A 25,082-nucleotide genomic window follows, 5' to 3' on the forward strand; every position below is an offset into this window, starting at 1 on the left:
TTTGGGCGCGGGTCACGGCGCTGTGGGTGGAGTTCGGGAAGGTGCGAAACAGGGAAGGCGAAACGGGAGGGAAACGAGAACAGCGCGAGCGCCGGGAAGCGCGGCGCTCGGGTATGCGTGGCCGGTCGATGGGGCGGGCCGTCAGGCGCCGTTCGACTCCAGTTGCTGCTGCGCCTGGCGCAGGCGTTCGCGGCTGTTGCTCAGGTGGGTACGCATGGCGGCGCGCGCCGCTTCCGGGTCCTTGCGCAGGATCGCGTTGAAGATATCTTCGTGCTCGCGGTTGACCCGTTCCAGGTAGGCGACTGGATCGTCATGCCCCAGTTGCGGCGTGTTGACGCGCGCGCGCGGGATGATGGTGGTGCCCAGCTGGCTGAGAATGTCGACGAAATAACGGTTGCCGGTGGCTTGCGCGATCAGCAGGTGGAATTGCACATCGGCGTCAACGGCGGGGCTGCCGCGCGCTACGCTGCGCTGCATGGCACCGAGCACCTTGGCCAGTTCGGCCACCTGCGCTTCGCTGCGGCGTGCCGCTGCCAGCCAGGCCGCTTCGGCCTCCATGCTGATGCGCAGCTCCAGCATCGCCAGTACATCCAGGACCGTGACGATGCTCTCGGCATTGATCGCCAGGCCGGCGTTGCTGCGCTCGATGACGAAGGTGCCGATGCCGTGCCGGGTCTGCGCCCAGCCGGCCGCCTGCAAGTGTGAAATGGCTTCGCGCACCACGGTGCGGCTCACGCCATGCTGTTCCATGATGGCCGATTCGGTCGGCAGCTTGTCGCCGGGCTTGAGCACGCCCTGCTGGATGCTGCCCGTGATGTGCTCGACCACGCCCTGGGCGAGGGTGCGGTGTTTCTTGCGGGGTGGTGGGAGCGCTTGGGCAGAGAAGGTCGATGTCATGGATATATTATACAACCCCATTAGTTGTACGACATCTTATGATTTAACGGGGTGTATACTTAGGTGACATATGACTTACCCACAGAAATGAGATGGTATGAATTGCCGTGACAATTGCGGCGCCTGCTGCACTGCCCCATCGATCACCAGTCCGATCCCCGGCATGCCGGAAGGGAAACCCGCAGGTGTGCGATGCGTGCAGCTGGGCGACGACAATCGATGTTGCCTCTTTGGCAAACCGGAACGGCCCGCGTTCTGCGGCGGCTTGCAGCCATCCGAGGAAATGTGCGGTCCCAGCCGCGAATATGCCATCCACTGGCTCAATGCGCTCGAGCGCGCCACTGCACCTGTGTAGGCCACCCGATGTCGGCAGACATCGTCAACAACAGGCATCTGCCCTGGCGAAAACGCCATGCCAGCCACGTCAAGGTGGGCCAACAGAATCATCTGTGCAGCGTTCGCCACCCCTTACAAAGAAGAGTTAGCTTTTAAGCATTGTTGCGCTTATGCTGCAAGGGCGGCGCTCGCCGCCCCTCTCCCTTTATTGAAAGGATGTCTCCATGTCTGTCCGATCCATGTCACGCCTGCCTGCGCTCGCACTGTTCGTCGCTTGCGCCACCTCGCCACTGGCCGCACAAGCCCAACTGACGCATGCCAGTGCAACGGTAACGATATCGCAATGGCAGTTCGAGCTAGTCGACCTCGATCTGTCCGACAACATCGCGCCGGCGATCAATTTCACCGAAAAGGTCGAAGGGACCAGCAAATACGCACTCAACCATCGCCTGCAAACAGTCGACACGCTGTCGGGCCCCGGCTATACGCATGCAAGCGGCATCGTCGGCCTCGCCACCACCCTGGCCACGTTCGACCATTTGAGCGCGACGACGCATGGACGCGGCGGCGCCGATAACCATCACTATTTCAGCAGCCACGCCATGTATGAAATGAATTTCGATCTCACGCCCATGACCGGCATCCGTTTCTCCGCCGTGACGACTTACGACCTTACCCCAGGAGAAGATCCGGACTTCTTCAAGCTCACCCGAGGCGTAATGGAAGGCCACATGGATGACGAACCTGGCGGTAATTACGAACACATCTTCACCGATGATGCGTATGTCGAGGAGGGCAGCCACATCGGCACCTTGTCCGGCTACATGACAACTGGCGCCACGTCACTGCAGGGCCGGCTCAACCTGCACGCCATCAGCTACGTCCTGCTCGATACCTCTCCCGTCCCGGAACCGGGGACGTATGCCATGCTGCTGGCCGGTGTCGGCGTGCTCGGTGCGGCGCGCCGGCGCGCCCGCCAGCGGCTTGGGTGACGGCACGCTTGCACCGGCCGGATCGCCATGCCGGCGCGACGCGGCACGTGTCTAGTAAAGCCTATGAAACTATAGCGTGATTCAGGGAATCGTTTGACCCTCCGATTTTTCGAATGCAATACTCAATTCAATCGATTCGCCCATCCCTGCAAGGCTGCATCGCTTGCCACAGCTGGCGGGTCACCACTGTGTTGCATATAAGCGCAAGCGGGCTCGCCAAGCCGCGCGCACATAATCCAAATGGAAATCAGGAGACAAGATGCTATTCCCAACGACACGGACTCTGATGAGTCTGGCGGTCGCCAGCGCGTTCGGCTGTGCGCTCCTGCCCGGCCAAGCGCAAACTGCCGGCAGCGCCGCCGACAATACCGCCCCCGCCAATAACGACCCGGATCAAATCCAGGAAGTCAAAGTCACCGCCACCCGCCACTCCACCTCGCTGCTGCGCACCCCGCTGGCGGTCACGGCCCTGAGCCAGGACCCGCTCACGCGCAAGGGCGCCCAGAGCCTCAGGGACCTGGCCGGCGACATCCCCAACGTCGTCATCGAAAACACCGGCCTCGATTCGGCCGTGCAGATCACCATCCGTGGTATCACCTCGACCAACTTCACCGAAACGGGCGACCCGGCCGTCGGCTTTCACGTCGACGGCCTGTACTCGCCGCGTCCACAAGGCGCGCAGGCGCCAATGTTCGACATCGGCCAGCGGAAGTGCTGCGCGGCCCGCAAGGCACGCTGTTCGGCCGCAATTCGACCGGCGGCGACGTCAACCTCATCTCGGCCAAGCCTGACTTCAGCGGCAACTACGGCAAGGCCAACATCGAGCTTGGCAACTACAACAGGAAGCAGGCCAGCATCGTCCAGAATGTCGCCGTCAACGACATGCTGGCCCTGCGCGCCACATACATGTTAGTGCGGCGCGACGGCGACGCCAACCGGATGCGCGACCTGAGCGAAGCGAACGCGCCCGCTTACGGCTGGATCCCGGATGGCATCCACCACGTCGACCAGCGCTTCAACAACAAGGTCGGCAAGAAGGACTACTACACCAACCAGGACCAGTGGGCCGTGCGCGTGGGCGTGAATTACTGATCCGTTTTACCGGGGTTGCTTGGGCCGGTGTACCGTGGACAATCCTGCGGTGTACCGGCTCTTTTTTTGTCGCCGGTGGCTGGCGGACCACGCGCGATTACCAGCCGGTCAAGTCACGTAGCTGGGGAAGCAGTTCGCGCGCCATCGCGCCGTGCTGCGCTTTGGTGGGATGGGCATCGGTCGCGTCGCCCGGATAGTGGGCGGATGCCACGGCGTGCACGCGTGCGCTGCCGACGCGCCGGATGGTGTCGGCGATATAGCTGGTCAGGGCGGCCTTGCGCTCGCCATTGAGAATCGCACCTTCGGTCAGCACCACCAGCGCATGCGGATGATTACGCAGCAGCGTGCGCAGCAAGCCAACGTAGGCATTGACATAGGCATCGCGCTCCGGAATGCCGGTGCTGAAATCGTTGGTGCCAATCGCGACGACAATCAGGCCGGGCCAGTAAGCGGCATGGTTCCAGCGCACCCGTTGCTCTTCGTTGGCGATGGCCAGCTCGTAGAAATCGGGAAGATTGTCCTCATCGGTGCGGCCGTTCCAGCTGCGCAGCAACCCGCGCCCGCCATGGCAGACCAGCTGAACCTGCGCACCGAGCGCCTGCGCGGCCAGCATGCCGTACGACGCGCGCGGGTTCCACCACGACGGCTTCTTCACCTCGCCGGCAACCCGGTCGATGGCTTCGCCGCAGGAGACCGAGTCGCCGAGAACGAGCATTTTGCGCTGCGGGAGCACCGGTGCGGTGCGCAGCGTGCCGTCGGCCACGAACCGGGCCAGCGTGACGACGCCGTGCCAGCTTTCGGTACGGTGCATGATGTCGACGCGGTGCAGGCCCGCCTGGCGCTCGTCCACCAGCTTGATGGTTCGCGCCGTCGCCGACAACTTGATGATGCGTGGCGCGCCACCGTCGACGATAACTTCGAGAATGCTGCGCTCACCACTGGCCAAGGCATCGACCGACAAGGCTTTGCCCTCGAACGACAGCGACAGCTGCACGCCGGGATAGGAGAAGCGCAGGCTGCCATCGGCCAGGGCAACGGTCCTGCCCATGCGCGCGATGCGCGGGTCGTCCGCGCGCACCACTGGTTCGGCCCGGACGCCAGCATGGGCCAGCAGCAGCGCCAGCGCCAGTGCGGTGCGATTCATGGCGCCCTACTTCATCAATGTTTGCACGTCGGGCAGCATGACGTCGGCCCAGATGACGTAGCCCTTTTGCGTGAGGTGAAGATGATCGCCCATGATGTCGGTGCCAATGCTGCCATCAGGGCGCACGAACGACGCCCCATAATCACGGAAAACCACGTGGCGGCCATCGCCCAAGGTCGCGACCATCTTGTTGAGCGTGACGACATTCTGGCGCCGCTCGCTCGCCGCCAGTTCGCCGGTCGGCAGCACGGCATTGAGCAGGATGCGCGCGTCCGGGTACTGCTTGCGCAAGGCCGCGACCACCGCCTGGATGCCGGAAAAAATCTGCTCCGGCTTCTCGCCGCACAGACCCAGATTGTTCACGCCGATGAGCAGCACAATCGCCTTGGGCCGGAGTTTCGCCATGCGCTTGTCCTGCAAGCGCCACAACACGTTGCCGGTATTGTCGCCGCCGATGCCGAAATTGCCCGCCTTGTAGCCGCCGAAATTCGCTTCCCGGATCGCGCGCGGCCAGCCTTCGGTAATCGAATCGCCGATGAACATCAGGTCCACATCGCCTTTGTCGGCCAGGGCCAGCTGGTCTTCATGCATGCGCTGCCAGCGCCCGATCGACATCCACGGGTATTGCTGGGTACGCGGCTTGATATTGAGGGCGCAGGTTTGCACGCCGGCCGCCATATCGAGTGGCTCGGCATGCGCGACGTGGGCAGCCAGCGTACCGGCCAGCAGGATGGATAGAATACGCAGGTTCATGTTCGGTCACTTTGCTTTCAGGTGCAGCATCGCCACGCTGTGCGACGCGATGTTAAGGTCGAGGGATTGGCCGGTGTCGCCCGTCTTGCCGCTCCAGGCATCGGTCCAGCGGTAGGCCGTCTTGCCGGTATCGAGTTCGCGCTTGCTCAGGTCATCCCCGATCTTGTGCTTTTTCCAGTCCAACTTGTAGTTGACGGCGCCGGCGCCGCGATTGAGGATCATCAGTGCCCGGCCGTTATCGGCCAGCGGCTTGGCCCACAGCTCCAGCGTCCCTTCGGACATGAACTTCCATGCCTGCACGCCCAGCTTGTCCTGGTTGATCGCGATAACATCCTTGTTGGTGAGGATCTTGCGGGTCGATTCCGGCATCGAACGCAGGTCGTTGCCCGAGATGAGGGGCGACGCCATCATGGCCCAGATCGAGAAGTGGGCGCGGTCTTCGTCCTCGGTCATGCCCATGCCGACTTCCATCATGTCCATGTCGTTCCAGTGCCCGGGACCGGCGTGCTTGCGCAGGCCGGCCTGCTTGTCGAGGATGCGCAGCACGCCGAAGGCGGACCACGAGCCGTGATTGATCTCGCAATCCCAGCACGGATAAATGTCGCCGGTGGTGCGCCACGAATGGCCGATGTCGGCGCCCCACTCCCACGGCTTGTTGTCGCCCCACTCGCACATGCTGAGCAACATGGGCCGGCCGGCGCTGCGGATCGCGTCGCGCATGGTGGTGTAGGCGGCGGCCGCGTTCAGGCCCTTGGTATCGCACCAGTCGTACTTGACGTAATCGATGCCCCAGGCGGCGTAGGTGATCGCATCCTGGTATTCGTGACCGCGGCTGCCCGGGCGCCCGCCGCAGGTGGTGGCGCCGGCGTCCGAATAGATGCCCAGCTTGAGGCCTTTCGCATGCACGTAGTCAGCCAGCGCCTTCATCCCGGACGGAAAGCGCTCGGGATCGGGCTGGACGTTCCCGTTCTTGTCACGCTTGCCGTGCCAGCAGTCGTCGATGTTGACGTATTCGTAGCCGGCGTCCTGCATGCCGATCCTGAGCATGGCGTCGGCCGTTTCGCGGATCAGCTTTTCATCGATATTGCAGGCGAATTTGTTCCAGCTGTTCCAGCCCATTTGCGGCGTGGCCGCGAGGTTTTCGAACTTCTGTGCGGAGGCGTTCGCGCCCAGCAGCAGGGCCGCCGGGATCAGCAGCGTCGTCACGATTTTCATGGATCTTCCTGTCGAAGAGTTCACCTCTGGAGCGAGCGCAGTTTTCCCGCATGGTCCTTGATCAGCGCCAGCGAACTGGCATCGGAGTCGAACACCGAGTACAGGCCCTGCTCTTCCTGCGGCGGATCGCCCATGAAGTCATTGCCCTGCTTCCACCAGTAGTCGGCGTTGGCGGCACGCCCGGCGCCGCCCCAGGCCCAGAAGTTCCAGCCCGCGATCGGATCGCCACTGGCGGCGCGGCGCTGGATCAGGTTGAAAATCTCGCCATAGAAGCGGTCGCGGATTTTGGTGCCGGCCTTGATGTCGAACGAGGCGCCGTCACGATCCAGCCCGAACTCTTCCAGCACGATTGGCTTGCCGATCGTTTTTGCCATGTCGATGTGCACATTCAGGTAATCGCGGCTCTTGGCAATTGCCCCGTCCCAGCTCTCGACTGGCTTCTTGGAGTCGAACCAGCCCCAGTTTTTCGGCCACAGGTGATAAGTAAGGTAATCGATGTGTTTCGACGAATGCGAGGCCATGAACAATTTGGCATCCTGCGCCGACCCGGCCAGGCCTTCGCTGCCACTGCTCACCAGGTGGTTCCTGTCCAGTTCATGGATGTACTGCGCGGTCTCGGCGATCCATTTGGTGTAGATCGCTTTCTCCTTGTCGCTTGCCTTGCCGTTGCCCGGGCGTGGTTCGTTCGCCAGTTGCCACGACATGATCGCCGGATCGTCGCGGTACGCCTTGCCGTTGATGCTGTTGACCCGCCCGACGATCTTCCTGATGGTGCCGCGATACTCCTTCTGCGCGTCCTTGTTGGCGTAGAAGCGCGCCGTCTTGGCCATGTAGTCGTCGTAGTCCTTGGTCACGTTCGGGTCGATCGCCGGAGTACCTTCAAACCAGTTCAGGTACTGCGTCATCCCGCCCGACCACTGCCAGAAGTTGTTCAGGTAAAGCACGACCGTCATGTCGCGCTTGCCCAGTTCATCGACCAGGAAGTCGAGGCCCGCCAGCAGGTCCTCGTCGTACTTGCCCGGACCATTGGTAGTGGCGGGCCGCACCGCGCTGGTCATCGCGGTTTTTTCGGAGACCGCCAGTACACGCACATTGTTGATCCCAAGCGCCTTCATGGTATCGAGTTCCTTGAGCAGGCGCGCACGCTCGCCCACGCCCGACGGCGAGCCCAGATAGCCGCCGTACCAGAAATTGGCGCCGGCGATGTAATACGATTTGCCCTTGCGCGCGAAATGCGTATTTTTCACCGTCACGAATTCGCTCTTGCCCGCCGCGCTCACCGGTGCCGCCGCCGACGCCGCGCCGCTCACCAGACCCGCCATTGCCAATGCCGCACCCAACTGGTTCATCTTGATCATCGCGTTTTACCTTTTCCCGGTTGAAGGGACGGCTTTGCCATGCAGGTCCAGCTTGCGCGCCGGGAGGTCGACCGTGATGCTGCTTTCGCCAGTGCCGCCGGCATCCTGCGCCAGCAACAATGTGTACTTCCCTTTGGCGATGCGCCAGGTCTTGGACGGGCCATGGAGGACAGCCAGCATGCGCGGCTCCACCGTGAGCGTCACCTCGCGCGTCTCGCCGGGCTGCAGGTCGACCTTGTCCCAGCCGGCCAGGCGCTTGGGCGCTTCCCAGCGCGCGCCAAGCGGGGAGACGTACAGCTGCGCCACATCCTTGCCGGCCACCTTGCCCGTATTGCTTACCTTGAAGCGCACCTGCAGCTGCCCGTCCTTGTACCCGCCCGCCAGGGCTGAATATTCAAACCGGGTGTACGACAAGCCATGCCCGAACGGGAACAGCGGCTTGTGTTTTTTGAGGTCGAACCACTTGTATCCCACCGCCGCGCCTTCGTGATAGTCGACCTTGAACTGCATCTGCGGCTTGGCAGGATCGCCATCGAGCACGGGGCGCGGCAACTGGCTGAGGGACGCCGGGAAAGTGGCCGGCAAGTGCCCGGATGGATTGACATCGCCAAACAGCACGCGCGCGATCGCTTCTCCTCCGCGCGTGCCCGGGTACCACGCTTGCAGCACGGCCGCCGTCTTGCCCAGCCACGGCATCAGCACCGGACCGCTGGTCTCCAACACGACCACGGTGCGCGGATTGGCGGCGGCAACGGCCGCAATCAGCTCATCCTGCTTGTCGGGCAGCGCCAGGTCAAGCGCGTCGTTGGCTTCGCCGATCCAGTGGGTGCCGAACACGATCACCGCGTCGGCGCTCGCGGCCAGCTGCGCTGCCCTTGCAGGATCGGCGCCACTGTCGAAAACGACCTTGGCGCCGGGCGCCAGCGCGGCGATTTCCTTCACCGGCGCGGAAGGGTGGTACACCACCGGACCGGGCCAACTGGCCGGCAGCAAACCCTTGACCGCGCTGCCGCCGATCGGATACACCTGCGACGAACCGCCGCCGGACAGCACGCCCTGGTCGGCATAGCCGCCGATGACTGCAATCGTTTTCACGTCCTTGCGCAAAGGGAGCACCTGGCCGTCGTTCTTGAGCAGGACCATGCTCTCTTCGGCATCTGTGCGGCTGATCAGGCCATGCGCGGCAAAGTCGATGGCGCCGTCCGGCTTGACCGGATGGTCCACCACGCCCTTGTCGAACATCGCGTACAAAATACGGTAGACCATATTATCGAAGCGCGACTGCGCCACGGATCCGGTCTTGACCGCTTCTTCCAGCGCGCCCGCAAAGTAGGGCGACTTGTCGAATTCGGAGCCGGACTGCTGGTCCAGCCCATTGTTGGCCGATGCCACGGTGCTGTGCACCGCGCCCCAGTCGGACATCACATAGCCCTTGAAGCCCCAGTCCTGCTTGAGCACTTCGTTGAGCAGCCACGCGTTCTCGCATGCATAGGGACCGTTGACGCGGTTGTAGGCGCACATCACAGAACCGGGGTCGCCCTGTTCGATCACCAGCTGCATGGCCAGCAGGTCGCTGGTGCGCGCCGCCACATCGCCGATGCGCGCGTCAAGTTCGTTGCGGCCGGTTTCCTGGTTGTTCAGCGCATAGTGCTTGACGGTCGAGATCAGGTGGTTGGACTGGATGCCCTTGACCGCCTGCCCCACCATGATCCCGGACAGCAGCGGGTCTTCGCCGGCATATTCGAAATTGCGGCCGTTGCGCGGATCGCGCATCAGGTTCACGCCGCCGGCCAGCATCACGTTAAAGCCCGAGGCGCGCGCCTCGGCACCGATCATCGCGCCGCCCTGGTAGGCCAGCTTGGGGTTCCAGGTGGCCGCCGTGGCAAGGCCAGATGGCAGCGAGGTGCGCTCGCGCGGATTGGCGCTGGCCTGCGAGGCCACGCCAAGGCCGGCGTCAGTCTCGAACAGCTCCGGCAGGCCAAGGCGTGCCACGCCGGGAATGTAGCCGGCCGACGACGGCAGGGCGGCCGCGATCTTGATGGTTTTCTTGGGTGCGAAGTCCGACCCGAAGTAGCCGTACACCCATTGCAGCTTTTCTTCCTGCGTCATCTCCTTGAGCACCAGCGTGGCGCGCTGGCCGGCGGAGAGGGCGCGGTTCATCCAGGGCATGGGCGCCTCGGCCGCGCCGGCAATGAGCGGCAGGGCGGCCGCGATGGCGACGGCGAGGGTGTGTTTGATCAGGGTGGTCGTGCGGGTGGTCATCGTGCCTGTCTCCTCTTTGTATTTACCCGCTCGGCGCCCGGAAAGGTCGCCGGCCGGTTTATATGGATGAGGTGAGTGTGCATGCGGACGGTCGGCCGGTCAAACAGAAGGTGGCGCTTTCGATCATGTTTAGCCATGATCACTAAACACGCGGGCGGCCGCTGGCAGGGCGCTAGCCCGGGGCGGCGCGCTTGAGCGGCTTCGCAACAGTCTGCGCTGCCCTGTTTAGTAAAACCCGGCTAAACTGTTTGCAAACCGGACCAATCGTTTGACCATGGGCTCATCGATATGCAAGACTCTCAGCATGAAAAGGCATCTGCCACTGGAGAAGCTTGTGATCCATCCGACAGCGCGTCCGCGCCCCCCGCTGGTCCCGTTCCGATGAGCGCCGCCAGCCCATCGAACGTCACCATCCGCGACATCGCCAAGTTTGCCGGCGTCTCGGCGGGGACGATTTCGCGCGCGCTCAAGAACGAGCCGGGACTGACCGAAACCACGCGCCAGATGGTGCTGTCGGCCGCCCATGAACTGGGCTACGATTTTGCCAACCTGCGGCGCAAGCGCATGCGGCGCCTGACCTTTTTGCTGCACCGCCAGCACAACACGGCCGCCAGCAGTCCGTTTTATTCGCCGGTGCTGCACGGGGCCGAGGAAGCCTGCCGCAAGCAGGGCATCGTCCTCTCGTTCATGGCGGTCGGTCCGGCCGATGGCGTGACCGAGCAGTTGCGCATGCATGCGCCGGACGCGATCGTGTGCGCCGGCTTTTTCGAACCCGAGCTGCTGGGCGCCCTGCGCGCGAGCGGCAAGCCGCTGGTCCTGATCGACATGAAGCTGCGCGGTTACAGCTCGGTCAACCCCGACAATTTCATGGGCGGCTACCTGGCCACCAAACACCTGATCGGCCTCGGACGCACGCGCATCGGCATGATCTCGGGTTCCCTCGGCCACTACAGCGTGCGTGAACGAAACAAGGGCTACCGCCAGGCCCTGTTCGAGTCGGGCATGCTGGCCGACCCGCGCCTGGAAGCGAGCCTGCCGGAAGGCGTCGACCTCGAAACCGGGGCCTGCGAAGCGATGCAGTCGCTGCTGGCCCTGCCCAATCCACCGGACGCGGTGTTCTGCTACAACGACAGCGCCGCCCTGGTGGCGATGCGCTGCTGCCTGGCGGCCGGCCTGACGGTGCCGCACGACGTATCGATCGTCGGCTTTGACGACATCTCCAGCGCTGTGCTCGGGCACCGGCCCCTGACCACCCTGCGCATCGACAAAAAAGCGCTCGGCGCGATGGGCGTCGAGCTGCTGCTGCGCGACCAGCAGGAAGAACCTGTCGAACAAGTCGCCCCGGTGGAACTGATTGTGCGCGCCAGCACCGTGTGCGACGACTTCGTGCCGCACAAATAGAGCGAGCTTCCTTCACCGACTGACCAAGCTGTGTGCACGCGTGGTCTCCCGGCCCGCGTCCGTACGCTATTAACACCCTTTTTTGACAACGAGACTTGACGATGGCCCCCGATTTTCATTCGCGCGACACCCTGCTTGACCACATTCGCCACACCAAACGCTTTTACGATCCGCGCTGCGTCGATCCGAGCGGCGGCTTCTATCACTTCTACAAGGACGACGGCACCGTCTACGACGCGCACACGCGCCATCTGGTAAGCAGCACACGCTTCATCTTCAATTACGCGATGGCGTACCGCGAGTTTGGCGATCCGGCCGACGAGATGCGTCTTTTACACGGGCTGGACTTCCTGCGCGCCGCGCACCGCAATCCGCTCACCGGCGGCTATTGCTGGCAACTGCACTGGGCCGATGGCAAGGCCGAGGTCACGGATGCGACTAATCATTGCTACGGCCTGGCCTTCGTGTTGCTGGCATATTCGCACGCGCTGATGGCCGGCGTGGAAGAGGCGCGCCTGCATATCGAAGAAACCTTCGCCCTGATGGAGCGCCGCTTCTGGGAGCCGCAGCACGGCCTGTACGCCGACGAAGCGAGCGCCGACTGGTCGCAACTGTCGGCCTACCGCGGCCAGAACGCCAATATGCACGCCTGCGAAGCCTTGCTCAGCGCTTTTGAAGCGACCGGCGAGAACGCCTACCTGCGCCGCGCCGAAACGCTGGCCTACAACGTCACCATGCGCCAGGCCGCGTTGTGCGACAACACCGTGTGGGAGCACTATCACGTCGACTGGTCGGTCGACCATGACTACAACCGTCACGACAGCACCAATATCTTCCGCCCCTGGGGCTTCCAGCCCGGCCACCTGACCGAGTGGAGCAAGCTGCTGCTGATCCTGGAGCGCCACAAGGCCCACCTGCTGGACGGAGCCCACTGGCTGCTGCCGCGCGCCTCCGCCCTGTTCCTGCAGGCGATGGACAGGGCCTGGGATGCGCAGCACGGCGGCATCTTCTACGGCTTCGCGCCGGACGGCAGCATTTGCGACGGCCACAAATACTTCTGGGTGCAGGCCGAAAGCCTGGCCGCGGCCGCGCTGCTGGGCGCGCGCACGGGCGAGGCGGTGTACTGGGACTGGTACCAGCGCATCTGGGAATACAGCTGGACGCACTTCGTCGACCACCAGCATGGCGCCTGGTACCGCATTCTCAGCCCGGCCAACGCCAAGCTGACCGACCAGAAAAGCCCGGCCGGCAAGGTCGACTATCACACCATGGGCGCCTGCTACGAAGTGCTCAATGTACTGAAGGACTGACATGAACGCTCCGATCTTTCCCGCGTTCGTGGCCGCCGGCGAAGCGCTGACCGACATGATCGCCGATCCCGGCCAGCAGCGCTGGAGCAGCCAGGTGGGCGGCTCGACCTGGAACGTGGCGCGCGCCATGGCGCGCCTGGGCGTGCCGAGCGCCTTCGCCGGCGCTGTCAGCTGCGACGTGTTCGGCGACCAGTTGTGGGACGCCAGCGTGGCGGCCGGGCTGGATGTGCGCTTCGTGCAGCGCGAGGCGCGCTCGCCGCTGCTGGCGATCGTCTACCGGACCGACCCGCCCAGCTATTTTTTCGTGGGCGACGACAGCGCCGACCTGCACTTCGACGCGGCGCGCCTGCCGGACGGCTGGCGCGCGCACTGCAAGTGGGCGCACTTCGGCGGCATCAGCCTGGCGCGCGAGCCGCTCGCCGGCAAGCTGGTGGCGCTGGCAGCGTCCCTCAAGGCCGATGGCGCCAAGATCAGCTACGACCCTAACTTCCGCGCGCTGATGGACCAGCGCTACGACGCCACCTTGCAGCGCATGACGGCGCTGGCCGATGTGATCAAGGTGTCCGATGAGGACCTGGCCGGGCTGTTTCGCAGCACCGACCTGGAGAATGCGTTTGCCACCCTGCGCGGCTGGAACCCGGGCGCCACTTACCTGTACACGCGCGGCGCGCAAGGCGCTTCGCTGCACATCGGCGACGAAGCATGGGATGCTGCCCCACCGCGTATTACCGTCGTCGACAGCGTCGGCGCGGGCGACGCCAGCATTGCGGCGCTGGCCTGGAGCTTCATGCACGAACCGCAGCGCGCGCCGCTCGATCACCTGCGTTTCGCGGTGGCCGCCGGCGCGGCAGCCTGCCTGTCGGCGGGCGCGGCGCCGCCAGCACTGCAAACGGTCGAAGGTTTGTTGCAGCACTAAAGAGCGCCGCCGCCGGCCGCGTTACAATGCATGACCGGTTCCCGAGAAAGCACCGCCCATGCCCGTCAACTACGCCAAGAGGCTCACCGCGCCAAGCCGCTCCAGCGACGCCAATGCGCACCTGGGCTACATGCTGGCGTTCGTGGCCGGCTCCATCAATGCCGGCGGCTTCCTGGCGGTGCACCGCTACACATCGCACATGACCGGCGTGGTCTCGGCCATGGCCGACGACCTGGTGCTGGGCGCGCACGCGCTGGTCCTGGGCGGACTGGGAGCGCTGCTCTCGTTCATGGCCGGCGCGGCCTGCACCGCCATCATGGTCAATTACGGCCGGCGCCGCGCGCTCCACGGCGAATATGCGCTGCCCCTGATGCTCGAAGCGGTCCTGCTGCTTTGCTTTGGCCTGCTCGGCATGCGCCTGGCCGATATCGACGGCCGGTTCGCATCGGTGACGGTACTGCTGCTCAGTTTTATCATGGGACTGCAAAATGCCCTCATCACCAAACTGTCGCGCGCCGAAATCCGTACCACGCACATCACCGGCATCGTCACCGACATCGGCATTGAACTGGGCAAGATGATGTACCTGAACCGCCCGGCGCCCAGCCAGGCCGGACTGGCGCCGGTGGCGGGCGACCGCAAACGCCTGACGGTGCTGTCCATGCTGGCCGCCTGCTTTTTTTTCGGCGGCGTGGCCGGCGCCTTCGGTTTCAGCCGCCTCGGCTACGTGGCCACGGTGCCGCTGGCGCTGGCGCTGATGACCCTGGCCATGCTGCCGCTGCTGGACGACGTTAAAAATATTGCAACAAAAAAACAGTAGTCCATCCCCGTCACGAAAAACAGCCCCGCATGTGCGGCTGATCAGAAGCCGGGGGCGTGCTCGTGGTAAGCTTCGACCCCGCACCGTGCCGTCATCCGGTCCGACTTCCCCGTTAACAATACAAACTGCTTCATGGACATAACTTTCGCTCTTGCGCTTAAAGCCATCATCATGGGTCTGGTGGAAGGCTTCACCGAATTCCTTCCCATTTCCTCGACCGGCCACCTGATCCTCGCGGGTAGCCTGCTCGACTTCACCGACGAGAAAGCGAAAGTGTTCGAGATCGTCATCCAGGCCGGCGCCATCATGGCGGTGTGCTGGGAATACCGCGCGCGCATCGCATCGGTGATGAGCGGGCTGACATCCGACCCGAAGGCGCAAAAGTTCATGCTCAACCTGATCGTCGCCTTCCTGCCGCTGGCGCTGCTCGGCCTCGCGCTGGGCAAGATGATCAAATCGGCCCTGTTCAAGCCCGTGCCGGTGGCGCTGGCCTTCATCATCGGCGGCATCATCATCTTGTGGGTGGAGCGCCGCAACAAGCTCAATCCTCCCGTGGTGCGGGTCGAGACGGTGGACGACATGACCGTGCTCGACGCCTTCAAGGTCGGCTGCGCCCAGGCCATGGCGCTCATTCCCGGCACCAGCCGCTCGGGTGCAACCATCATCGGCGCGATGATGTTCGGCCTGCCGCGCAAGGCCGCCACCGAATTCTCGTTCTTCCTCGCGATCCCGACCCTGCTGCTGGCCACCGCCTATTCGCTGGTCAAGGAACGCGCGCTGCTGTCGTCAAGCGACCTGCCGCTGTTCGGCATCGGCTCGATCGCAGCGTTCATCTCGGCCTTCCTGTGCGTGCGCTGGCTGCTGCGCTACATCAGCAGCCATGACTTCACCGTGTTCGCCTGGTACCGCATCGTGTTCGGCATCGTGGTGCTGGCAAGCTCGCACTACGGATGGGTCGTTTGGGCGGAATAATGGACCCCAGTATGGACCCCGGTCTCTCAGCACGCGCGCTCGACCAGCTGCAAACGGTCTTCGGCTATCCGGCTTTTCGCGGGCAGCAGAAGGAAATCGTCGAACACGTCGCCAGCGGCGGCGATGCGCTGGTGCTCATGCCCACCGGCGGCGGCAAGTCGCTGTGCTACCAGATTCCGGCGCTGCTGCGCGACGGCGTCGGCGTGGTGGTGTCGCCCCTGATCGCGCTGATGCAGGACCAGGTCGACGCGCTGGCCGAAGTCGGCGTGCGCGCCGCGTTCCTCAATTCGACGCAGACGTACGAAGAATCGATGCGCATCGAACGGCTGGTGCGCACCGGCGAAATCGACCTGGTGTACGTGGCGCCCGAACGCCTGATGACGCAGCGCTGCCTGGACCTGTTCCAGGCATCGAAGATCGCGCTGTTCGCCATCGACGAGGCGCACTGCGTGTCGCAGTGGGGGCATGACTTCCGCCCCGAGTACATCAAGCTGTCGATCCTGCACGAGCAATTTCCGGACGTGCCGCGCATTGCGCTGACCGCCACCGCCGACCAGCAGACCCGCGCCGAAATCGCGCTGCGCCTGCAACTGGGCGATGCGCGCCAGTTCGTGTCCTCGTTCGACCGCCCCAACATCCGCTACCAGATCGTTGAAAAGGCCAATGGGCGCAAGCAGCTGCTCGACTTCATCACCACCGAGCATGGCAGTGATGCCGGCATCGTGTACTGCCTGTCGCGCAAGAAGGTCGAGGAAACCGCCGACTTCCTGAACGAGAACGGCATCCGCGCCCTGCCCTACCACGCCGGCATGGACTACCCCAAGCGCAGCGCCAACCAGGCCCGCTTCCTGCGCGAAGAAAGCATCGTGATGGTCGCCACCATCGCCTTCGGCATGGGTATCGACAAGCCGGACGTGCGCTTCGTGTGCCACCTGGATCTGCCGAAAAGCATCGAGGGCTACTACCAGGAGACCGGACGCGCGGGCCGCGACGGCATGCCGGCCAGCGCCTGGATGGCGTATGGCTTGCAGGACGTGGTGCTACAGCGGCGCATGATCGACGAGTCGGAAGCCGACGAAACCTTCAAGCGCGTGCTGTCGATGAAACTCGACGCCATGCTGGGCCTGTGCGAGACGCTCAACTGCCGGCGCGTGCGCCTGCTCGAATACTTCGGCGAACAATCCACCCCGTGCGGCAATTGCGATACCTGCCTGATTCCGCCGGTGTCCTTCGACGGCACGGTGCCGGTGCAAAAGCTGCTGTCGGCGATTTACCGGGTCGACCAGCGCTTTGCGGCCGGCCATGTGATCGACGTGCTGCGCGGGGTCGAGACGGACCGCATCAAGCAGTGGCACCACGATTCGCTATCGGTCTACGGCATCGGCGGCGAACGCACCGAAGCGGAGTGGCGCGCCATTTTGCGCCAGGCCATCGCGCTCGGCCTGATCACGGTCGACCATGAAGTTTACAGTTCGCTCAAGCTGACCGACGCCGCGCGCCCGGTGCTCAAGGGCGGCCAGAAGGTGCAGCTGCGCCAGTACCAGAAACCGGTCAAGCAGAAGCGAGCGCCGTCCGCCTCGTCCAAGGGGCATGTGGAGATGGACCTGTCCAAATCCGAACAGGCGATTTTCGAGAAGCTGCGCTGGTGGCGCGTCGAAACCGCGCGTGCGCACAATGTGCCGGCCTACGTGATCTTTGTCGATGCCACCCTGCGCGAAATCGCCAAGGCCAAGCCAACATCGTTGCAGGAACTGCGCGGCGTGACCGGCGTGGGCGAGAAGAAGCTGGTTTCGTACGGCGACGAGATCGTCGCCATCATCATGGAAATGAGCTAGGCCACGGCCTGGCGGTAGCGTCCCGGCGGTACCCCCACCGCCTTGCTGAAACGATGGCTGAAGTGGCTCAGGTCCGCGTAGCCGCAGGCGGCGGCAATCTGCTGCAAGGGCAGCTTGCCGGCCTTGAGCAGGGCGCGCGCGCGTTCGATGCGGCGCTGCGCCACCCAGCCTGAGGGCGGCATCCCGAACGAGACGCGGAACATGCGCGCCAGATGAAACTCCGACATGCACGCCAGTTGCGCCAGTTCGCCCAGGGTGATCGGCTGCGCCAGGTGCTGCTCGATATAGTCGGCCAGGCGGCGCCTGACCAGCGGCGCCAGGCCGCCGCGCAGGCGCAGGTCGCGCCGCACGATGGCCTGCGAGCGAAGCAGTTCGCTCAGCGCTTCGTGCGTGATCTCGTTGGCGCGCAGGAGCTGGCCCGTACCGTCCCAGGGCTGCCTCACCAGTGCCTCGCACAGCTGCACGATGCGGGGGTTTTCAAAGTAAGTGCGATCGGCCAGGGTCAGCTCGCGCGGTTCGCGGTCCAGTTCCGCCACGGCGCGCCGCGTGAAATGCTCGGGCATGAAGTAGACATGCAGCATGTGCACATGGCCGCGCACCACCCATTGCGACTCGTGCCAGTCGGGCATGGAGCAGAGCTGCTGCGGTGCCCCGTAACGCCCCGGCACGCCGGCGCGCTCGGTACGGTAGCCGCCGCCCAGGTAGCACGACAGGGTGTGGTGGCCCGGCTGCACATAGCTGGTGAGCTCCTCCACGGTTTCGCGTTTCCAGATCGCCGCCGCCATGCCGTCGCCCAGCCACGCGAAGCGTTCCAGCGTGGCATTGGTGCCGCTCATGGTGTTGAAGACGGCGTGCGAAATGAGCGGTGGGCGTGAGTGCATGCTGAAAAGTCTAGCATGGCATGCCCGCCGCTGCCGGCGGCCGGCCCAAAGTGCGCAAGATCAGACAAGTCGCATCAGGCATGCCGGTTCAACATGGGGCCATGAATATCTTCCTCTACTTTCTCACCGTCGCGATCTGGGGTACCACCTGGATCGCCATTACCTTTCAACTTGGCGTGGTGCCAGCGCCGGTATCGATCGCCTACCGCTTCTGGATCGCCAGCGCGGTACTGATGCTGTTCTTGATCGCCACCCGCAAGCCCATCTGGCCGCCGCGCAGCGCCTGGCGCTATCTGCTGGCCCAGGGTTTCGCCCTGTTCTGCTGTAACTTCCTGTGCTTGTATTACGCCAGCCAATGGGTGCCGAGCGGCCTGGTAGCGGTGGTGTTTTCGACCGCGCCGATCTGGAATGCGATCAATGGCCGCGTCTTCATGGGGCGCCCGATCCGGCGCCAGGTGGTGGGCGGCGCACTGCTCGGCCTGTGCGGTATCGCCCTGCTGTTCCTGCCGCAGATGCGCGGACACTGGAACGACAGCGGCATGCTGTTCGGCCTGGGCCTGGCGCTGCTGGGCACCGTGTGCTTCTCGACCGGGAACCTGCTGTCCTCGCGCATGCAGGCGCTCGGCCTGACGCCCTGGCTGACCAATACCTGGGCCATGCTGATCGGCGCCACCATCCTCGGTGGCGGCGCGTGGCTGCTGAAGATGCCCTTCGCGGTCGAACCAACCATGCGCTACGCCGCCTCGCTGCTGTACCTTGCCATTCCCGGCTCGGTGGTCGGGTTTACCGCCTACCTGCTGCTGGTGGGACGCATCGGCCCTGACCGCGCGGCCTATTCGACGGTGCTGTTCCCGGTGGTGGCGCTGAGCGTGTCCACCGTCCTTGAGGGTTATCAGTGGAGCGCCCTTGCTGTTTGTGGCCTGCTGCTGGTCCTGGGCGGGAACCTGCTGGCGTTCATGCCGGCTGGCGCGCGCTTATCCAGGTCGCCCGGTGCCACAGGTGTTCGAGCGGCCCCTGGGCGTGGCGCCTGAGCCACCACGCGCAAAACGCGCATTGCAGCGCCGCCAGCAGCGCGCCGATCACGAGGCATACGCTGGCGCCGGTGACCTTGTACAGTCCCAGCCCGAAGCCGTAATAGATGAACGAGCCAATCACCGATTGCGTGAAGTAGCTGGTCAGGCTCATTCGGCCCAGTGGCGCCAGCAGGCGCAACACGCGCGTCGCCGCACCGCCCTGGTACAGCAGCACGAAGCACGCCACCAGCACCAGCATGAATGCGAAGTTCGACCATGAGGTGACGATGGTGGCCAGGGGCCGGCGCAGCGCGCTGCTGGCCACCCAGTCGGGCAGCAGCGTGCGGATGGTGTACAGCGGCAGGAACAGCAGCGTGGCGGCGGCCAGCGTGCGGCGCCAGAAGCGCAGGCTGTCCGGGCCTGCCACGAACAAGCCGCGCCGCCCGGCCAGCATGCCGAGCATGAACAGCGACAGGATCTGGAACACGCGGCCGTTTTCCCAGCTCCAGTGAAGCACCGCCAGCTTGCCGTTGGTCAGATTGCCGGCCCAGGCGCGCAGGACCGAGTCGCCCATCAGGTACTCGTTGATCCGTCCGAAATACTGCCACGAGACCGGGTCGCCGATGTTCACGTCCGGATGGCGCAGGGCGTCGGCCAGCACCAGCGACTCGTAAGGCTGCAGCAGCAGGATGGCGGCCAGCGCCAGCACGGCGCCATCGCCCAGGCGCGCCACCGGCAGCAGGCACAGGCCGAGCACCGCGTAGATGGTAAGGATATCGCCGTGGAAGAACATCGAATTGAGCATGCCGAAGCCGAACAGGATCAGCAGGCGCCAGCCGTAGCGGGCGCGAAAATCCTCGCCGCGTTCGGCGCGCCGCTGCGACTGCAGGTGGAAGGTGAGGCCGAACAGCAGCGCGAAGATGGCGTACGATTTGCCGCCGAAGAGGAAGAAGGCGCATTCCCAGACGACTTTGTCGAGGGCGGCCAGCCAGGCCGGCACGCCGGGTACGACGTAGTACAGGTCGAAGTGCTCGATGTTATGGAGCAGCATGATCGAGACGATGGCAAAGCCACGCAATGCGTCGACCACGTCCAGGCGCTGTGCCGTTGATCCCATCGTATTGACTCCTCGTGAAGAAGCGTACCAGGAAATCGTATTCTAGTTGGAAACGCTACCACTTTGGAAAAAATACACGGCGATGCGGCCTGCATGGCCGCATCGCCTGAGGTAAGCCCACTGTCAGCTTATTTTTTGGTGAACACCAGGTCCCAGACGCCGTGACCGAGCTTGATGCCGCGGTTTTCAAACTTGGTCAGGGGACGGTAGGCCGGCTGCGGCGCATAGCCCTCGGCCGTGTTTTGCAGCAGCGGCTCGGCGCCCAGCACGTCGAGCATCTGGACCGCGTAGTCTTCCCAGTCGGTGGCGCAGTGCAGGTAGCCGCCCGGCGCGAGGCGCTCGGCCAGCAGCTTGACGAACGGCGGCTGCAGCAAGCGGCGCTTGTTGTGGCGCGCCTTGTGCCACGGGTCCGGAAAGAACACGTGCACGCCGGCCAGCGATCCGGCCGGGATCATCTGGTTGAGCACTTCGACGGCATCGTGCTGGATCAGGCGCAGGTTGGTCAGGTCCTGTTCGCCGATCTGCTTGAGCAGGCTGCCCACGCCGGGCGTGTGCACTTCGACGCCGATGAAGTCCTTCTCCGGCATGCCCTTGGCGATGTGCGAGGTGGTGTCGCCCATGCCGAAGCCGATTTCGAGGATCACCGGCGCGCGGCGGCCGAAGGCTTGTTCAAAGTCGAGCGGCGCCTTGGCGTAGTCGACCAGGAACTTCGGTCCCAGCTCTTCCAGCGCGCGCGCCTGCGCGATCGACAGGCGGCCGGCGCGCGTGACAAAACTGCGAATCCGGTGTTCGGTCGGGTCGTACAACATCGGGCGGTTCGGGGTATCTGCGGACATGGGGATGGATGAGGAAAAAAAGCCGGGACGGCATTATATCGTACCTGCTCCCCCGTGCCGGCGGCAGGCGCCGCCACGGGGGAAACGGGAGGCGCCGGGGCGGCTAGTCCCGTTTGCCGTCGAGGCGTTCCATGCGCGAGATGCCGGCCGACAGGTAGCGCTCCAGCACGCGCGAGCCGCCGTAGGCCGCAATGGTGATGCAGCCCGGCTGCAGCAGGAGCGGAATCTCCTGCCACGCGCACAGCGAGTACGTTACCAGGCCGGCCACCAGGGAGATCAGGATATCCTTGGCGATTTCCAGCGGCAGCGACTTGATCACCACCTCGGGACTGGCGATCTTTTGCAGGGTGCCGGCGGCGCCGCCGACCAGGGACAGCGTGATGGCGACGACGACGCCATCGAGCGGGATGCTCGACAGGTCGCTGGCAAAGCTGGTGGCGGCAGCCGCACTGGTATCCCACGAGGCGAGCAGCCAGGTCCAGCAAAGCCGGGGTTTCAAGTGTAGAAAGGTGCGCATAGTACCTCCTTCAAGCGCTGGTGGGCATCGGAGAGCGTCAGCGCCAACAGGGCTCCGGCGTTCCAGAAAAACCTTGATCAGGCGGCGCGCGGCGCGCCGGACAGGGTGCGGACGTGACTGTCCCGGTGCGGCGGACAGGCCGCCGGCAATCGTGGTCTTGCTCATAGGTGCCTCAGGTCAGGTCAACGGTCCGCTTGCGCGGGCGAGAGGGCATTTCAGCGCGTGCAGGGCGCAGATGGCGTGAAAGGTGGCGATTTTGCAGTCCGCCTGGCCATTCAGGATGCGGCTGACGGTCGGCTGTGTGGTGCCCAGCGCCGTCGCCATGCGCATCTCCGTCCACCCGGTTGCGTCCTTGATTTCCCGTAACAGGGTGGAGATGTCTTTTTCCATGTACACAGTCTATACGTGCTCGGATAGATTTTCAACAAGAGCACGCTACAGTTTTGAAAAAATCTATTCATCCATGTATAATTGGTTCATGACTATTTCAGACCGCCTGACACAAGCGATGGAAGAAGCCGGTTTCCAGTCGCAGAGCGCCTTGTCGCGCGCCTCCGGCGTGCCGCAGCCGACCATCAACCGCATCCTCAACCGCAGCGGCACGCGCGGTCCGGAAGCGGCTACCCTGGCGGCACTGGCGGCGGCCTGCAAGGTGGCGTTCGAGTGGCTGCACGAAGGCACGGGGCCGATGGCGCGCCGCGCCGCCGGGGCCGATGGCCTGGCCCGGGAAATGCAGCCGGTGATCGTGGCGGAAGACGGCGATCCGCGCTTCGTGCAGATCAAGATGGTGACCTTGCGCCTGTCGGCCGGCATCAGCGGGTTTCAGTCAGATCCCGGGCACGATAGCGGCGCCACCCTGCCGCTCGACGCCGGCTGGGTGGGGCGCAACAACTATATTGCGGAACGCCTGGTGGCCACCCGTGTCAAAGGACAGAGCATGGAGCCGACCTTGTACGAGGGCGACATCATCGTGATCAACACGGCCGACAACCGGCCGGTCGATGGCGTGGTGTTCGCCGTCAATTACGAGGGCGAGGCAGTGGTGAAGCGGCTCTCGCGCGATGCGGGGGAATGGTGGCTGGAATCCGATAATTCCGACAAGCGCAAGTATCATCGCAAGGTGTGCCGGGGCAGCGACTGCATTATCGTGGGGCGCGTGGTGCGCAAGGAGAGTGACCGGATCTGATGCACGGGCCGAACCGGCTTGGGCGCGAGGAGATACACATGAATCTGCCAGTGATCATCGACACGGCGGCGCGTGTCGATGGATTCATCGTCAGCATGACTTCATGCGATGGCATGACGGAGGCAACACTTGAGGATGTGGAAGGCCAGCCGGTGCGATGCCAGTTACGCGATGGCGTGCAGGCGGCGGCAATCGCACTGCTTGATTGGTCGATGCCGGTGCGCGTTCATGGCCTTGGACGATGGCGACGTGAACACGATGGCAGGTGGCAGCTGGAACTTGTCCGTGTCGCCGGCTGGGCAGCGCTGGATGAAGCAGCACCTGATGAAGTGCTCGCCATATTGATGTCGCCAGAGAATGGTTGGGCTAAGTTGCCGAACCCACAGGAAACGTGGCGCGAGTTAAGAGGCCCGGATTGAAACTATTTCACGGAAATCCACCTGATGGCACCTTGCCGCAGATGCCAGGCGAATCACGGCGCCCCGCCGCTGACACAGACCGGTCGGGCATCCAATGAAGTCGGCCTGCATCTCCGTAGGCGGCTCCCTGCTGGCGATCGTGCTGGTCGATTCAGCCGACACGCTGCCCGAGCGCGGGCCGGCGCTGCTGGTGCGCTTGCAGCCGTATTTCCCGGCCTTGCCGATCATGCTGGTGTCGATCGAGGACAACGGCTTTCGCGCCTTTGCCACGTTCCAGACGAGCGAGCTGCTTGCCCTCGTGCAGCTCGAAAACGTCAATTTTGTCGAGGTCGATTTCAATGCCGGGCCTACGGATACGGGAACGCTTCCTTTCTGATCCGCCATGGCGCACGCCCGTATCAAAGTCGACCGTCGATCCATCAACACGTTGCAAAGTCTATGCGGAGATGGATAGTCGTCAACCGGCCTCAATATGGCGTGGCTTAACGAAGTACTTGAGATAATGCTGGAATTGCCGCTGTCGAATCCGTGGACGCGCAAGCCGGTTCGGTCAACCGCAATCCGGGCCGCCGTTCCTTATTGCGCTGTGGATGGCGTGTTGTCGGCAGCGAATTTGTTCTTTGATGCGGCGTACGCCACGTAGCTTGCCCCGGAGGTCACTGGAGCGGGTGAAGGGAATCGAACCCTCGTCGTAAGCTTGGGAAGCTACCAAAGAAACGTGACAACCATGCGGGTTTGAGCCTGTTTTCCGCTCCACAAAATAAGGATTGTAGGATGCCGAAAAGCCCCTATCCATGCGGGCTCAATCTATTTTGTGGAGCGGGTTTTAAGGATAAAATGGGCCTGCGAAGCTCAGCTTGAGCCGGTCCAGCCTGGCAGCAAAATGGGTCGGCGGGGCCCTATTTGGGCAGCTGCCGGACTGCAAATATGGCATCTAATGCAGCGCGAATGACCTTACGTTCGCTCTCAGTTAGCAAGCGAAGATCGTATTCAATTCGGTCGGAATTTTTTTGCAAAGGTAACGATTGTGAAGAGCCCGAGAAGTCGCCAAAACGCAGCCACGTAGGGTCAACGTCCAGCCAATGGGCGAGTGCGACTAGCCTTTCCTGCGTAGGGATGGCTTCGCCTAGGAGCCATTTGCGAGCTGCATGCGAAGTGATTGCCATTTGCGGAAAGCGAACATTAAACGCACTTGAGAGCGCAGTAGGACTGCGGCGGTAGGGCGCAAACGCTGCCGTGTTGTGCAATCGGTCGGCGAAATTTGATCGGGAAATTTCGCCGCATGTCGTCTTTTTCATCGCTACTCGCTGAAATTTTTCCGAAATGATACAGCTGAAAACGCCGGTGCTACGCACAAAGTAACGAAATGTCACCAGCTCAGCCTCGCAGCCTTGGCTGTGCGCCAGATTAGAAAAGCCCGACAGGATCAAGTTGCCGATCCCAGCTGTAAATAACGACTTCGTTGCGGTCGACCGCCTTGCCGCCGCCACCGACGTTGTACGTGATCGGCACCGTATCCATCTCGAAGGCTGCGAAGATGCGCCGGATATCGGGATGGTCGTTTAAGCTCAAAATAGCCTTCCCCTTCAGGCGGCTCATGATGTCCGCCATTTTTTCATACTCGGGCAATCCGAACTCAACTCCGTAGCCGGCCGTCTGCCAATATGGCGGGTCGAGGTAAAACAACGTGTGCGGGCGATCGTACCGCTCCATGAGCTTGTACCGTTCGGCGGCGCTGCACAGTACCAGAGCGTCGTCAGCATCACGGGGATGTAAGCCGGAACCGCCGAAAATTCCGGGATAGCCCGTA

25 protein-coding genes and 2 pseudogenes are annotated in these 25,082 nt (G+C 63.7%); 14 read left to right on the forward strand and 13 right to left on the reverse strand.

The features are described from left to right. Nucleotides 1-141 precede the first annotated feature (141 nt). Nucleotides 142-897, reverse strand: a complete 756-nt coding sequence (locus F2P44_RS21595) for a FadR/GntR family transcriptional regulator (protein ID WP_167089184.1) — start codon at nt 895-897, stop codon at nt 142-144. A 97-nt stretch (nt 898-994) separates the two neighbouring features. Between F2P44_RS21595 and F2P44_RS35700 the strand changes: the two genes are divergently transcribed. The 4 genes and pseudogenes from F2P44_RS35700 to F2P44_RS35715 all read left to right on the forward strand — a co-directional run bounded on the left by F2P44_RS35700 (nt 995) and on the right by F2P44_RS35715 (nt 3,317). After that, nucleotides 995-1,252 (forward strand): YkgJ family cysteine cluster protein, encoded by a 258-nt coding sequence (locus F2P44_RS35700; protein ID WP_229423677.1) that lies wholly within the window; start codon nt 995-997, stop codon nt 1,250-1,252. A gap of 205 nt (nt 1,253-1,457) precedes the next feature. After that, nucleotides 1,458-2,225 carry a PEP-CTERM sorting domain-containing protein gene (locus F2P44_RS35705; protein ID WP_167089186.1) on the forward strand — a complete coding sequence of 256 codons (768 nt, stop codon included), beginning with the start codon at nt 1,458-1,460 and terminating at the stop codon, nt 2,223-2,225. A gap of 286 nt (nt 2,226-2,511) precedes the next feature. Next, nucleotides 2,512-2,856 (forward strand): annotated as a pseudogene (locus F2P44_RS35710) (TonB-dependent receptor plug domain-containing protein); the annotation flags it as partial. Between the two features lie 80 nt (nt 2,857-2,936). Then, nucleotides 2,937-3,317, forward strand: coding sequence for a hypothetical protein (locus F2P44_RS35715; RefSeq protein ID WP_229423685.1), 381 nt, complete (start codon nt 2,937-2,939; stop codon nt 3,315-3,317). A gap of 97 nt (nt 3,318-3,414) precedes the next feature. Here F2P44_RS35715 and axe2C read toward each other — a convergent pair whose 3' ends face one another. From axe2C to F2P44_RS21630, 5 genes are read right to left on the reverse strand one after another with little or no spacing between them, the layout of a single operon-like run. After that, nucleotides 3,415-4,461: a bifunctional acetylxylan esterase/glucomannan deacetylase AxeC2 gene (gene axe2C, locus F2P44_RS21610; protein WP_167089188.1), complete on the reverse strand. Its 1,047-nt coding sequence runs from the start codon at nt 4,459-4,461 to the stop codon at nt 3,415-3,417. Between the two features lie 6 nt (nt 4,462-4,467). After that, the gene (locus F2P44_RS21615; RefSeq protein ID WP_167089190.1) at nt 4,468-5,214 is read right to left on the reverse strand and encodes a GDSL-type esterase/lipase family protein; all 747 of its coding nucleotides are present in this window, start codon (nt 5,212-5,214) and stop codon (nt 4,468-4,470) included. 6 nt (nt 5,215-5,220) lie between these two features. Continuing rightward, nucleotides 5,221-6,429 (reverse strand): glycoside hydrolase family 27 protein, encoded by a 1,209-nt coding sequence (locus F2P44_RS21620; protein WP_187363384.1) that lies wholly within the window; start codon nt 6,427-6,429, stop codon nt 5,221-5,223. A gap of 20 nt (nt 6,430-6,449) precedes the next feature. Further along, nucleotides 6,450-7,787 carry a glycoside hydrolase 5 family protein gene (locus F2P44_RS21625; protein WP_167089192.1) on the reverse strand — a complete coding sequence of 446 codons (1,338 nt, stop codon included), beginning with the start codon at nt 7,785-7,787 and terminating at the stop codon, nt 6,450-6,452. 6 nt (nt 7,788-7,793) lie between these two features. Continuing rightward, the gene (locus tag F2P44_RS21630; RefSeq protein ID WP_167089194.1) at nt 7,794-10,049 is read right to left on the reverse strand and encodes a glycoside hydrolase family 3 C-terminal domain-containing protein; all 2,256 of its coding nucleotides are present in this window, start codon (nt 10,047-10,049) and stop codon (nt 7,794-7,796) included. A 381-nt stretch (nt 10,050-10,430) separates the two neighbouring features. Here F2P44_RS21630 and F2P44_RS21635 point away from each other — a divergent pair, with 381 nt between their 5' ends. The 6 genes from F2P44_RS21635 (at nt 10,431) to recQ (ending at nt 17,303) form a co-directional block, all read left to right on the forward strand. Continuing rightward, a complete protein-coding gene (locus tag F2P44_RS21635; RefSeq protein ID WP_167089196.1) occupies nt 10,431-11,450 on the forward strand; it encodes a LacI family DNA-binding transcriptional regulator in 1,020 nt (339 codons plus the stop codon). Between the two features lie 101 nt (nt 11,451-11,551). Further along, the gene (locus F2P44_RS21640) at nt 11,552-12,760 is read left to right on the forward strand and encodes an AGE family epimerase/isomerase (protein ID WP_167089198.1); all 1,209 of its coding nucleotides are present in this window, start codon (nt 11,552-11,554) and stop codon (nt 12,758-12,760) included. Nucleotide 12,761: 1 nt separating this feature from the next. Then, on the forward strand, nt 12,762-13,676 hold the full coding sequence (locus F2P44_RS21645) for a carbohydrate kinase family protein (RefSeq protein WP_167089200.1): 915 nt from the start codon (nt 12,762-12,764) through the stop codon (nt 13,674-13,676). Between the two features lie 58 nt (nt 13,677-13,734). Beyond that, entirely contained in the window at nt 13,735-14,496 is a 762-nt protein-coding gene (locus tag F2P44_RS21650) for a YoaK family protein (protein WP_167089202.1), read from the forward strand. A gap of 138 nt (nt 14,497-14,634) precedes the next feature. Beyond that, entirely contained in the window at nt 14,635-15,468 is an 834-nt protein-coding gene (locus F2P44_RS21655) for an undecaprenyl-diphosphate phosphatase (RefSeq protein WP_167089349.1), read from the forward strand. A gap of 11 nt (nt 15,469-15,479) precedes the next feature. Further along, nucleotides 15,480-17,303: a DNA helicase RecQ gene (recQ, locus tag F2P44_RS21660; protein ID WP_187363386.1), complete on the forward strand. Its 1,824-nt coding sequence runs from the start codon at nt 15,480-15,482 to the stop codon at nt 17,301-17,303. On the opposite strand, the gene F2P44_RS21665 is transcribed toward recQ, so the two are convergent. Next, a complete protein-coding gene (locus tag F2P44_RS21665) occupies nt 17,300-18,184 on the reverse strand; it encodes an AraC family transcriptional regulator (protein ID WP_167089207.1) in 885 nt (294 codons plus the stop codon). The genes recQ and F2P44_RS21665 overlap by 4 nt on opposite strands. A gap of 101 nt (nt 18,185-18,285) precedes the next feature. Between F2P44_RS21665 and F2P44_RS21670 the strand changes: the two genes are divergently transcribed. Further along, nucleotides 18,286-19,215 carry a DMT family transporter gene (locus F2P44_RS21670; protein ID WP_167089209.1) on the forward strand — a complete coding sequence of 310 codons (930 nt, stop codon included), beginning with the start codon at nt 18,286-18,288 and terminating at the stop codon, nt 19,213-19,215. Here the strand turns inward: F2P44_RS21670 and F2P44_RS21675 are convergent. The 4 genes from F2P44_RS21675 to F2P44_RS21690 form a co-directional block, all read right to left on the reverse strand. Further along, nucleotides 19,139-20,314, reverse strand: a complete 1,176-nt coding sequence (locus F2P44_RS21675) for a DUF418 domain-containing protein (protein ID WP_167089212.1) — start codon at nt 20,312-20,314, stop codon at nt 19,139-19,141. The two genes, F2P44_RS21670 and F2P44_RS21675, sit on opposite strands and share 77 nt — an antisense overlap. A 128-nt stretch (nt 20,315-20,442) precedes the next feature. Then, nucleotides 20,443-21,123 carry a tRNA (guanosine(46)-N7)-methyltransferase TrmB gene (gene trmB, locus F2P44_RS21680; RefSeq protein WP_167089351.1) on the reverse strand — a complete coding sequence of 227 codons (681 nt, stop codon included), beginning with the start codon at nt 21,121-21,123 and terminating at the stop codon, nt 20,443-20,445. A 130-nt stretch (nt 21,124-21,253) separates the two neighbouring features. Next, the gene (locus tag F2P44_RS21685; protein WP_167089214.1) at nt 21,254-21,667 is read right to left on the reverse strand and encodes a phage holin family protein; all 414 of its coding nucleotides are present in this window, start codon (nt 21,665-21,667) and stop codon (nt 21,254-21,256) included. A gap of 177 nt (nt 21,668-21,844) precedes the next feature. Beyond that, the gene (locus F2P44_RS21690) at nt 21,845-22,057 is read right to left on the reverse strand and encodes a helix-turn-helix transcriptional regulator (protein WP_167089216.1); all 213 of its coding nucleotides are present in this window, start codon (nt 22,055-22,057) and stop codon (nt 21,845-21,847) included. A gap of 88 nt (nt 22,058-22,145) precedes the next feature. On the opposite strand from F2P44_RS21690, the gene F2P44_RS21695 reads away from it, so the two are divergent. From F2P44_RS21695 to F2P44_RS21705, 3 genes are all read left to right on the forward strand, one after another. Continuing rightward, on the forward strand, nt 22,146-22,853 hold the full coding sequence (locus F2P44_RS21695) for a LexA family transcriptional regulator (protein ID WP_167089217.1): 708 nt from the start codon (nt 22,146-22,148) through the stop codon (nt 22,851-22,853). Nucleotides 22,854-22,891: 38 nt separating this feature from the next. Then, a complete protein-coding gene (locus F2P44_RS21700; RefSeq protein WP_167089219.1) occupies nt 22,892-23,272 on the forward strand; it encodes a hypothetical protein in 381 nt (126 codons plus the stop codon). 94 nt (nt 23,273-23,366) lie between these two features. Further along, the gene (locus tag F2P44_RS21705; protein WP_167089221.1) at nt 23,367-23,648 is read left to right on the forward strand and encodes a hypothetical protein; all 282 of its coding nucleotides are present in this window, start codon (nt 23,367-23,369) and stop codon (nt 23,646-23,648) included. Nucleotides 23,649-24,171: 523 nt separating this feature from the next. On the opposite strand, the gene F2P44_RS21710 is transcribed toward F2P44_RS21705, so the two are convergent. Together F2P44_RS21710 and F2P44_RS21715 are read right to left on the reverse strand one after the other, a co-directional pair. Further along, nucleotides 24,172-24,702, reverse strand: coding sequence for a hypothetical protein (locus tag F2P44_RS21710; protein WP_167089223.1), 531 nt, complete (start codon nt 24,700-24,702; stop codon nt 24,172-24,174). Beyond that, a pseudogene (locus tag F2P44_RS21715) lies at nt 24,680-24,985 on the reverse strand (DNA adenine methylase); the annotation flags it as partial. The gene F2P44_RS21710 and the pseudogene F2P44_RS21715, both read right to left, overlap by 23 nt. Between the last annotated feature and the right edge of the window lie 97 nt (nt 24,986-25,082).

It is taken from the genome of Massilia frigida, assembly GCF_011682175.1.
Classification (GTDB): domain Bacteria; phylum Pseudomonadota; class Gammaproteobacteria; order Burkholderiales; family Burkholderiaceae_D; genus Telluria_A; species Telluria_A frigida.

Excerpts from the sequence above, each read along its gene's own strand:
- F2P44_RS21615 (WP_167089190.1), bottom strand. The coding sequence starts at position 5,214 with ATGAACCTGCGTATTCTATCCATCCTGCTGGCCGGTACGCTGGCTGCC.
- F2P44_RS21695 (WP_167089217.1), top strand. The coding sequence starts at position 22,146 with ATGACTATTTCAGACCGCCTGACACAAGCGATGGAAGAAGCCGGTTTC.
- F2P44_RS21630 (WP_167089194.1), bottom strand. The coding sequence starts at position 10,049 with ATGACCACCCGCACGACCACCCTGATCAAACACACCCTCGCCGTCGCC.
- trmB (WP_167089351.1), bottom strand. The coding sequence starts at position 21,123 with ATGTTGTACGACCCGACCGAACACCGGATTCGCAGTTTTGTCACGCGC.
- F2P44_RS21650 (WP_167089202.1), top strand. The coding sequence starts at position 13,735 with ATGCCCGTCAACTACGCCAAGAGGCTCACCGCGCCAAGCCGCTCCAGC.
- F2P44_RS21675 (WP_167089212.1), bottom strand. The coding sequence starts at position 20,314 with ATGGGATCAACGGCACAGCGCCTGGACGTGGTCGACGCATTGCGTGGC.
- F2P44_RS35700 (WP_229423677.1), top strand. The coding sequence starts at position 995 with ATGAATTGCCGTGACAATTGCGGCGCCTGCTGCACTGCCCCATCGATC.
- F2P44_RS21670 (WP_167089209.1), top strand. The coding sequence starts at position 18,286 with ATGAATATCTTCCTCTACTTTCTCACCGTCGCGATCTGGGGTACCACC.
- axe2C (WP_167089188.1), bottom strand. The coding sequence starts at position 4,461 with ATGAATCGCACCGCACTGGCGCTGGCGCTGCTGCTGGCCCATGCTGGC.
- F2P44_RS21635 (WP_167089196.1), top strand. The coding sequence starts at position 10,431 with ATGAGCGCCGCCAGCCCATCGAACGTCACCATCCGCGACATCGCCAAG.
- F2P44_RS35705 (WP_167089186.1), top strand. The coding sequence starts at position 1,458 with ATGTCTGTCCGATCCATGTCACGCCTGCCTGCGCTCGCACTGTTCGTC.
- F2P44_RS21595 (WP_167089184.1), bottom strand. The coding sequence starts at position 897 with ATGACATCGACCTTCTCTGCCCAAGCGCTCCCACCACCCCGCAAGAAA.
- F2P44_RS21705 (WP_167089221.1), top strand. The coding sequence starts at position 23,367 with ATGAAGTCGGCCTGCATCTCCGTAGGCGGCTCCCTGCTGGCGATCGTG.
- F2P44_RS21665 (WP_167089207.1), bottom strand. The coding sequence starts at position 18,184 with ATGCACTCACGCCCACCGCTCATTTCGCACGCCGTCTTCAACACCATG.
- F2P44_RS21620 (WP_187363384.1), bottom strand. The coding sequence starts at position 6,429 with ATGAAAATCGTGACGACGCTGCTGATCCCGGCGGCCCTGCTGCTGGGC.
- F2P44_RS21625 (WP_167089192.1), bottom strand. The coding sequence starts at position 7,787 with ATGATCAAGATGAACCAGTTGGGTGCGGCATTGGCAATGGCGGGTCTG.
- F2P44_RS21700 (WP_167089219.1), top strand. The coding sequence starts at position 22,892 with ATGAATCTGCCAGTGATCATCGACACGGCGGCGCGTGTCGATGGATTC.
- F2P44_RS21640 (WP_167089198.1), top strand. The coding sequence starts at position 11,552 with ATGGCCCCCGATTTTCATTCGCGCGACACCCTGCTTGACCACATTCGC.
- F2P44_RS21690 (WP_167089216.1), bottom strand. The coding sequence starts at position 22,057 with ATGGAAAAAGACATCTCCACCCTGTTACGGGAAATCAAGGACGCAACC.
- F2P44_RS21685 (WP_167089214.1), bottom strand. The coding sequence starts at position 21,667 with ATGCGCACCTTTCTACACTTGAAACCCCGGCTTTGCTGGACCTGGCTG.
- recQ (WP_187363386.1), top strand. The coding sequence starts at position 15,480 with ATGGACCCCGGTCTCTCAGCACGCGCGCTCGACCAGCTGCAAACGGTC.
- F2P44_RS21645 (WP_167089200.1), top strand. The coding sequence starts at position 12,762 with ATGAACGCTCCGATCTTTCCCGCGTTCGTGGCCGCCGGCGAAGCGCTG.